The organism is Streptomyces sp. NPDC001617, from assembly GCF_053596855.1.
Map to the genome: position 1 here is coordinate 44,134 of NZ_JBSFHA010000079.1, position 8,774 is coordinate 52,907.

The window sequence follows — 8,774 nt, forward strand, 5'->3', positions numbered from 1 at the left end:
GAGGACCCGGTGTCAGTATCAACCCGAAGAAGACGTTGGCTCACGACCTGCGCCATCGCCGCAACCGCCGCACTCGTCGCGGTACCCGCAAGCGCCGCGCCCGGCGGCCACAACAGCCCCTTCGGCGCCCGCGCACTGGCTCGACTCGCCGCCCAGCGCGAGCAGTCGGTGGGCGCCATGAGCCCCAGCCTGAAGGGCGAGGACGGTGACGACGGCAACGAGGCCGACGAGATAGCCGAGGGCGCCGACCAGTACGCCGAGGCCCGCACCTCGCCCGGCATCGTCGCACCCGGCGCCTACGGTGCCGCCTGGGGCGACCTCACCAACCTGCCCAGCACCGGCGGCAGTTGGCGCAACGTCACCGATCTGCCGTACAACTCCGACGACGCGCGCTACCGCGACATCGACTCCAACTCCAGCGGCGGCTCGGGCAACGTGACCGGCCGGATGGCCGCGATCGCCGCCGACGACGACGGCTACGTCTACGCGGGCAGCGCGGGCGGCGGTGTGTGGCGGTCCCGGTCGGGCGGCGGGCACTGGCAGCCGATCAGCGACAAGCTGTCCTCGCAGTCCACCGGCGCGCTCGCGCTGGACGGCGGCGGACGGCTGTGGCTGGGCACCGGCGAGGCGACCACCAACGCCGACGCCTACCTCGGCAGCGGCGTCTACGTCCTGTCCCACCCGCACCACGGCACCTTCTCCGCCCGCAGCCGGGTCGGCGGCGACCAGCTGGAGTCCACCACCATCCATGAACTGCGCTTCGGCGGCGGCAAGGTGTGGGCGGCGACCAGCGAAGGTGTGTGGAGCCACTCCGTCAAGACGCTGAAGGGCGCCTGGAAGCTGGAGTTCGCGCCCAACCCCGACTATCTGCCGGGCGGTTCACTCGCGAGCGACCCGTCGGCCGCGTACAAGAACATCGCCAACGACATCGCCATCGACCCCAAGGACCCGAGCAAGGTCGTCCTCGCGGTCGGCTGGCGCAGCGGTGACGACTACAACGGCTTCTACACCAAGAGCACGGACGGCACCTGGACGCGGATCACCAGCGGCCTGGGTGACCTGCCGGCCGACGCGGACAACGTCGGCAACGTCACCTTCGCCCGCTCCGCCGACGGCTCCCGCTACTACGCCATCGACCAGTCGCCCGAGCAGCTGAACACCAACCCGGACAGCGGCCTGGAGGGCGTCTACGTCTCCAAGTCCGGCTCCCCCACCGGCCCCTGGACGAAGATCGCCGACTACCAGGGCCTGGCGGCCGACGGTTCGGCGCTGACCACCAGCGGCTACATGCCGGGCGTACAGGCCTGGTACAACCAGTTCCTCACCGTCGACCCGAAGAACGCGGACCACGTCTACGCGGGCCTGGAGGAGGTCTACGAGACCAAGGACGGCGGCTCCACCTGGTCCGCCGTGGGCCCGTACTGGAACTTCTCCTTCCCCTGCTGGTCCATCGACCCGGCCAAGCAGACCGGCGACTGCAACCCGACCACCCACTCCGACCAGCACGGCGTCGCGATCGGCAGCTACCACGGCAAGAGCTTCGTGTACGTCGGCAACGACGGCGGTGTCTACAAGCGCCCGGTCAACGGCTCCCAGGACGCCTCCGGCCATGCCACCGACTGGACCTCACTGAACGACGGCACGATCGACACCCTGCAGTACTACTCGGTGGGCGTCGGCAAGGACCTGACGTACGGCGGGGTTTCGGTCACCGGCGGTCTGCAGGACAACGGCCAGTCCGTCCTGCGCAGCAACGACAAGGTGATGGGCTCCAACTTCGGCGGCGACGGCGGTGACACGCTCACCGACCCGGCCAACGGGTGCGACATCGCCGAGGAGTACGTGTACCTCGCGATCCAGGTGACGCAGAACTGCGCCGTGAACGACGGCAGTTGGATCACCGACTCCAGCAAGGCCACCTCCTACAACGTCGCCCCGGCCGACAACGCCACCGGCGAGGCCCGCTTCATCGCCCCGCTCGCGGCCGACCTGAAGAGCAGCTCGACGTGGATCGCGGGCGGCCGGCATGTGTGGGTGCAGACCCACGGGTACGCCATCCGCAGCGGCGACGAGTGGAAGAGCGTCTACGACCTCGGCGCGGGCCATACCGCGACCGCCGTCGCGGCCTCGGGCGGCAAGGTGTACGCGGCCTGGTGCGGCCCCTGCAACAACCAGGGCTTCGCCCGCGGCATCTCCGTCGGCAACGCGGACGGCACCGGCTGGCACGACATCACCCTCCCCGCCACCGGCGCGGACGGCACCGTACCCAACCGCTACCTGAGCGGTTTCGCCGTCGACCCGAAGAACGCCGACCACGTCTACCTCGCGGTCAACGGCTTCTCCCGGCACTGGACCGAGGGTCCCGGCGCCGGCGTCGGCCATGTCTTCGAGTCCACCGACGGCGGCACCACCTGGAAGGACATCTCCAAGAACCTCCCCGACGTGCCGACGAACTCCGCCGTCGTCACGCCGAACGGCGGCCTCGCCGTCGCCACCGACCTCGGTGTCGTCTACCGGGCGCCGGGCCGCACGACCTGGCAGCGCGTCGGCAGCCTCCCGGCCGTCGCCGTGCTCCAGCTGAAGCTGAGCCCCGACGGCAGCACCCTGTACGCGGCCACCCACGGCCGCGGCATCTACACGATCAAGGTGCGCGACTGCGGCTGACGCGGCGGCACGACAGGGGTGACTCCGGCCCGCTGCTGGGCCGGGGTCACCCCTGTGTCGTGTACGAGACCACGTCCACGTGCAGCGTGAAGGCGGTCCGCGCCGCACCCGCCACGTCCAGTGCCTTCGCCTGCGCCGTGACCACGGCCGTACCGCCCCGGGTACCGGCGCACCGCAGTGAGGCGTGGGCGGTGCCGTCCGTGTCCAGCCGCCATCCGGAGGCCACGACGAGGGCCGGTGCGGAGCTCAGTACGGCCGTCCAGCGCTTGTCGTCGACGCGGGGCTCCAGGACGAGGGACACCACGGTCCCCGGCCGCACGCACAGCCGCCGCACGACCGCGCCACCCGGGCCGACGGTGACCTCCGCATGCCCGGAGACACAGCTCGCCGCCGAAGGGGGCGGTGCGGTGGCCGATCCGGACGGGCTCGTGGACGGTGACGGGACGGCGGACGTCCGGGTCGGCGCCCCGCCGGACGGCACCGCCGGACTGCCGCTCCTCCCCGACGGCCCTCCCGCCGACGTACCGCACGCCACCAGGACCGCCGCCCCGGCGACCGTCCAGACTCCGGCCCACCGCCGCATCCCGGCACCTCCCGGTCGCCCGTGTGTACGGACACCAGCATGCCCGCACACGGCTCAGACCGCCGCCACTACGACCGGCTCCTCCGTGTCGGCCAGCAGATCCAGCAGGGTCGCCCGGGCGCGGGCCACGCGGGAGCGGACCGTGCCGATCGGGCAGTCGCTGACCTCGGCCGCCTCCTCGTACGGGAGGCCGACCAGCTGGGTCAGGACGAACGCCTGCCGACGCTCGTCGGGGAGTGCGGCCAGCAGGTCCAACAGCGCGATGCCGTCGTCGAAGCCGGGCAGGTCGCACGGCTGGGACAGCTCCACGGCCAGCTGCCAGTCCGGTACGTCGGACAGGCGGGGGCGGGCGGCGGCGTACCGATAGCTGTCGACGACCGCCCGCCGGGCGATGGCCAGCAGCCAGGCGCGCGCCGAGGAACGGCCCTCGAAGCGGTGCAGGCTGCCGAGCGCGCGCAGGAAGGTGTCCTGGGCGAGGTCGTCGACGGCCTGCGGGTCGCCGCACAGATGGGCGACGTAACGCCGGACGTCGCGGTGCAGAGCGGTGACGAAGTGCTCGACGGCGTCCGTGTCGCCGCCCCGGGCGGCCAGCGCCCAGGAGGTTGTCGACTCGTCGGCGGATGCGGAGGTGATCACCTGGTGTCCTTCTCGGGATCCGTGATCCGGACCGGGGCGCGCGAGGGCGCGGGCGGTCCGGTGAAGGGGAGACGGCCCTACGACGCTCGGGCGCGGCGGCGTGCTGACGCTACGGCGCGGGGGCGGGCGTACGGCCGGGGCCCGAGGCGCGCAGGGGCGGCCCCGGGAAGCCGGCTGTCCTCAGACGACAGCCGTCGCCGCAGGGGGTCCCCGAGAGGTGATCGCATGAACGAGATGACGAAGGCGCGGCGCCCGGTCCGAGCGGGGGCGGCGCGGGCGGACGCGCGGGCGGTCCGGGGGGACGGGCAGCGCCAGCAGCAGCCGCAGCGGCGCGGCCAGCCACCCGGCCACGGCCCGCAGGATCCGGAAGGCGGCCCTCTCGCCGTACGCCAGCCACAGACCGGTCAGGAGCGCGGCGAGCAGATGGGCGGCGAGCATGCCGGACGACGAACCATCGCCGACCGTCGCTTCCCCGACGTGTCCCATGTGATCCCTGGGACCGTGTTCCACGGAACCCATCGGCATGGAGCCCATGTCCATCGAGCCCATGTCCATGGCGGCCGACGCGCCCGACGACGGCTGCGCGAGCGAGAAGACCTCGTGCAGCACGGCCTGGACGACGACCACGCCGGTTACGATCAGCGCCGCTCCACGCTCCCGCCCCGCCAGCCCCCAGCCGACGCCACCCGTCCCGACCACACCGGCGACCAACGCCCAGGCGGGCACATGACCACCGGACATCAGCACGTGCCCCAGAGCGGCGAGCAGCACACAGACGACCGCGAACACCGCGGCCCGAACCGTGCGAGAACACCACCCTGCTGTCATGGCGCCCCATCCTGGCATCCGGCCACCGGTCGTCATGCGGGGGTACGGAAATCCACAGGTGCCCCCACTCAATTCACAGAGTGTGATCCCACCACGTGTCTTACGGAGTCGTGACGTGCCTGCGCTGGCGTCCGGGTGGGCGGGCTCTCCGGCCTAGCGTGGGCGTATGCGTGTACTGGTCACCGGCGGTGCCGGGTTCATCGGGTCCCATGTCGTGGAGGCGTTGGAGGGGCGCGGGCACGAGCCCGTCGTGTTCGACGTGCGGGAGGGTCCTGGCGCCGACGTGCGGAATCCGGCGGCGGTCGGGCGGGCGCTGGCGGGGGTGGACGCCGTGTGCCATCAGGCCGCGATGGTGGGGCTGGGCGTGGGGTTCGGGGACGCGGCGGAGTACGTCTCCCGCAACGATCTCGGCACCGCCGTGCTGCTCACCGCCATGGCCGAGGCGGGCGTACGGCACCTCGTGCTGGCCGGGTCGATGGTCGTGTACGGGGAAGGGCGGTACACGTGCCCGCGCGACGGGGTCGTACGGCCGGGGCCGCGGGCCGTCGCCGATCTGGCGGCGGGGCGGTTCGAGCCGAGGTGCCCGGTGTGCGGCGCCGAGGTGCGGCCGGGGCTGGTCGGTGAGGACGCGCCCGTCGATCCGCGCAACGTGTACGCCACGACGAAGCTGGCCCAGGAGCATCTGACGGCCGCCTGGGCCCGGTCGACGGGCGGGTCGGCGGTCTCGCTGCGGTACCACAACGTGTACGGGCCCCGGATGCCCCGCGACACCCCGTACGCCGGCGTCGCCTCCTTCTTCCGGTCCGCGCTGGCCCGGGGCGAGGCGCCCCGCGTGTTCGAGGACGGCCGCCAGCGCCGGGACTTCGTGCACGTACGGGATGTGGCCACGGCCAATGTCGTGGCGCTGGAGGCGAGTTCGGCGCCGGGCACACTGACCGCGTACAACACCGGCAGCGGTGAGCCCCGCACGGTGGGCGAGATGGCGCGTGCCCTGGCCGACGCCCACGGCGGGCCCGAGCCCGTCGTCACCGGGGAGTACCGCCTGGGGGACGTACGGCATGTCACGGCCGACTCCGCCCGGCTGCGGGCCGAGCTGGGCTGGAAGCCGGAGGTCGGGTTCGCGGAGGGGATGCGGGAGTTCGCGGCCGCCGGGTGAGCCGGCCTCGGGCCCGGCGGCCCGACCTCACGGTGCCACGGGCAGCGTGACCTCGAAGCGGCAGCCGCCGGGGATGTTGCGTACGGTGGCCCGGCCCTGGTGGGCCTCGACGATCCCACGCACGATGGCGAGGCCCAGACCCGCGCCGGCCGGCGGGGTGCGGGCGTGGGTGCCGCGCCAGCCGGTGTCGAAGACGCGCGGCAGATCCTCCTCGGGGATTCCCCCGCAGCCGTCCGTGACGGACAGGACGACCCCGTCGGGGCCGGACGCGGCGGCGACCGCGACCGTGCCGTCGGCGGGTGTCCGGCGGATGGCGTTGACCAGCAGGTTGCCCAGGACGCGGCTCATCTCCTTGCCGTCCACCTCGACCGGCACCGGCTCCACGCCGTCACCGACCAGCCGTACCCCGTACTCCCGCGCCAGTGGATCGGCGCCCGCGAGCGCATCGCCCACCAGGTCGTACAGGGAGACCCGGCTCCGGCTCAGCGGCAGCGTCCCCGCGTGGATGCGGGAGAGTTCGAAGAGGTCGCCGACCATGTCGTTGAGGCGGTCGACCTCGGTGCGGATCTGCCGGAGATAGCGGTCGGGGTCGGCGGCGACCCCGTCCTCCAGGGCCTCCGACATGGCGCGCAGTCCGGCGAGCGGGGTACGCAGGTCGTGGGAGATCCAGGCCACGAGGTCGCGCCGGGAGGACTCCAACGCGCGTTCGCGGTCCCGGGATTCGGCGAGCCGGGCGCTGGTGGCGGCCAACTCGCGGCTGACCGCCACCAGTTCGGCGGTCGCGGGCACGCCGGGTGCGGCGAAGTCCCCGGCCTCGCCGAACGAGCGTGCGGCCACGGCGAGTTCGTGGCTGCGGGCGACCACCCAGCGGCCCAGCAGCAGCGCGGTCACCAGGGAGACGACGGCCGCCATGGCGACGACCGTGGTCACGACCGTGAGGTCGTGCGAGGACAGGAACATCGCCCAGGCGACCGCTAGGGTGCCGGCCAGCACACCGCCCACGCCGACCGCGGCGACCACCGTGACGGACAGGGTGAGCGAGCGGCGCCGGACGAGGCGCAGTGCGGCCGCTCCGGCGAGGCCCGTGGCGGCGGCGCCGGCGAAGGCGTACCCGGCGATGAGAACGGTGTCCCGCACGGTCACTCCCCCTCCGGTTCGAAGCGGTAGCCCACACCCCAGACGGTCTGGATCAGACGCGGCCGGGCCGGGTCGTCCTCGACCTTGCCGCGCAGCCGTCGGACATGGACGGTCACGGTGGACAGGTCGCCGAAGTCCCAGCCCCACACCTCACGCATCAGGTCCTCCCGGCTGTACGCCCGCCCCGGGTTGCGCAGGAAGAAGGCGAGGAGGTCGAACTCCCGGAGGGTGAGGGCGAGTTCGGTACCGTTCCTGGTGGCGCGGCGAGCGGCGGGGTCGACGGTGAGACCGGCCGCGGCGAGCGGACGGGTGACCGGGGCGGGGCGGGTGCGGCGCAGCACCGACGCCACCCGCAGGACCAGTTCGCGGGGGCTGAAGGGCTTGGTCACGTAGTCGTCGGCGCCGACCTCCAGACCCAGGATGCGGTCGTCCTCGTCGCCGCGGGCGGTGAGTATCACGACCGGTACGGGGGCGCGTTCCCGCAGCCGCCGGCAGACCTCCAGACCCTCCATGCCGGGCAGCATCAGGTCGAGGACGACCAGGTCGGGCCAGTGGGCGGCGGCCCGGGTGAGGGCGGCGGGGCCGTCGTCGGCGCGGTCGACGAGGAAACCGGCGCGGCCGAGGTAGCCGGCGACGACCTCCGCGACGGTCGGGTCGTCGTCGACCACCAGGACACGGGCGGCACCGGGAGCGGCCGACGCCGCCGGCGCCTCCTCGGCGGTGCCCTGCCGCTGCGGTCCGGCGGTCCCGTCCATGGCTTTCGCCCCCGTGGGTGCGTACGGCTGCTGCATGTCCCCAGCCTCGCACCGGGGCGTCGCGGGCGTCGCTCCCGAGACCGCGCGCGGGCCCCGACGTCCGTGTTTCGTAAGGAGCGCTCGTCCGATATGCCCGCTTCCCGTTCGTAGGGTGATCCTCGTGACCACCTCATCACCCTCAGCACCGACCGGCGTGGACGTGGTGCTTCCCTGTCTCGACGAGGCCGGGGCCCTCCCCTGGGTACTGGAACGGATCCCGGTGGGCTGGCGGGCCCTGGTCGTCGACAACGGCTCCTCCGACGGGTCGGCGGACATCGCCCGCTCGCTCGGCGCGACCGTCGTCCACGAGCCGCGCCGCGGTTTCGGTGCCGCCTGCCACGCCGGGCTGACCGCCGCCACCGCCGACATCGTCTGCTTCTGCGACTGCGACGCCTCCCTCGACCCGGCGCTGCTCGTGCCCTTCGTGCGCGAAGTCCGGGCCGGAGAGGCCGACTTGGTGCTCGGGCGGCGTCGGGCCCAGGGCCGGGGTGCCTGGCCCGCGCACGCCCGGGCCGGCAACCTGGCGCTCGCGCGACTGCTGCGCCGCCGTACCGGACTGCGTCTGCACGACCTCGGTCCGCTGCGCGCCGCCCGCCGTGAGGCACTGCTCTCCCTCGGCCTCGACGACCGGCGCAGCGGCTACCCGCTCCAGATGGTGGTGCGCGCGGCCGACGCGGGCTGGCGGATCGGCGAGCACGACGTGCCGTATCTGCCCCGGACCGGCGCCTCCAAGGTGACGGGCACCTGGCGCGGCACCTGGCGGGCGGTACGGGACATGAGCCGCGTTCTGGCGGAGCCCCCGGCCGTCGGGAGGGCCGTACGGTGACCACGCTGCTCGTCATCGCCAAGGAACCGCTGCCGGGGCGGGTCAAGACCCGGCTCACCCCGCCGTTCAGCCCCGCCGAGGCCGCGGCCCTGGCCGAGGCGGCGCTCGGCGACACCCTGCGCGCCGTCGCGGCCGCCCCCGCCACCCGGC

At 73.5% G+C, this 8,774-nt stretch carries 8 protein-coding genes and 1 pseudogene; 4 read left to right on the forward strand and 5 right to left on the reverse strand.

What is annotated here, in order from left to right:
* The first annotated feature begins 9 nt into the window (after positions 1 to 9).
* Complete coding sequence (locus ACWC09_RS40410) at positions 10 to 2,664, forward strand: glycosyl hydrolase (RefSeq protein ID WP_450856053.1); 2,655 nt, start codon at positions 10 to 12, stop codon at positions 2,662 to 2,664.
* A gap of 46 nt (positions 2,665 to 2,710) precedes the next feature.
* Here the strand turns inward: ACWC09_RS40410 and ACWC09_RS40415 are convergent, their stop codons facing one another.
* The 3 genes from ACWC09_RS40415 to ACWC09_RS40425 all read right to left on the reverse strand — a co-directional run bounded on the left by ACWC09_RS40415 (position 2,711) and on the right by ACWC09_RS40425 (position 4,711).
* Positions 2,711 to 3,247 (reverse strand): hypothetical protein, encoded by a 537-nt coding sequence (locus ACWC09_RS40415; protein WP_450856054.1) that lies wholly within the window; start codon positions 3,245 to 3,247, stop codon positions 2,711 to 2,713.
* A gap of 54 nt (positions 3,248 to 3,301) precedes the next feature.
* Positions 3,302 to 3,883 (reverse strand): sigma-70 family RNA polymerase sigma factor, encoded by a 582-nt coding sequence (locus tag ACWC09_RS40420; protein WP_450856055.1) that lies wholly within the window; start codon positions 3,881 to 3,883, stop codon positions 3,302 to 3,304.
* A 180-nt stretch (positions 3,884 to 4,063) separates the two neighbouring features.
* Complete coding sequence (locus ACWC09_RS40425; protein WP_450856056.1) at positions 4,064 to 4,711, reverse strand: hypothetical protein; 648 nt, start codon at positions 4,709 to 4,711, stop codon at positions 4,064 to 4,066.
* A gap of 166 nt (positions 4,712 to 4,877) precedes the next feature.
* Here ACWC09_RS40425 and ACWC09_RS40430 point away from each other — a divergent pair, with 166 nt between their 5' ends.
* On the forward strand, positions 4,878 to 5,867 hold the full coding sequence (locus ACWC09_RS40430; RefSeq protein ID WP_450856057.1) for an NAD-dependent epimerase/dehydratase family protein: 990 nt from the start codon (positions 4,878 to 4,880) through the stop codon (positions 5,865 to 5,867).
* A gap of 27 nt (positions 5,868 to 5,894) precedes the next feature.
* On the opposite strand, the gene ACWC09_RS40435 is transcribed toward ACWC09_RS40430, so the two are convergent.
* Positions 5,895 to 7,004, reverse strand: coding sequence for a sensor histidine kinase (locus ACWC09_RS40435; RefSeq protein WP_450856058.1), 1,110 nt, complete (start codon positions 7,002 to 7,004; stop codon positions 5,895 to 5,897).
* A 2-nt stretch (positions 7,005 to 7,006) separates the two neighbouring features.
* Positions 7,007 to 7,795, reverse strand: coding sequence for a response regulator transcription factor (locus tag ACWC09_RS40440; RefSeq protein WP_450856059.1), 789 nt, complete (start codon positions 7,793 to 7,795; stop codon positions 7,007 to 7,009).
* A 115-nt stretch (positions 7,796 to 7,910) separates the two neighbouring features.
* On the opposite strand from ACWC09_RS40440, the gene ACWC09_RS40445 reads away from it, so the two are divergent.
* Both ACWC09_RS40445 and ACWC09_RS40450 read left to right on the forward strand, forming a co-directional pair.
* On the forward strand, positions 7,911 to 8,624 hold the full coding sequence (locus tag ACWC09_RS40445; protein WP_450856060.1) for a glycosyltransferase family 2 protein: 714 nt from the start codon (positions 7,911 to 7,913) through the stop codon (positions 8,622 to 8,624).
* Positions 8,621 to 8,774, forward strand: a pseudogene (locus tag ACWC09_RS40450) (glycosyltransferase); the annotation flags it as partial. The gene ACWC09_RS40445 and the pseudogene ACWC09_RS40450, both read left to right, overlap by 4 nt.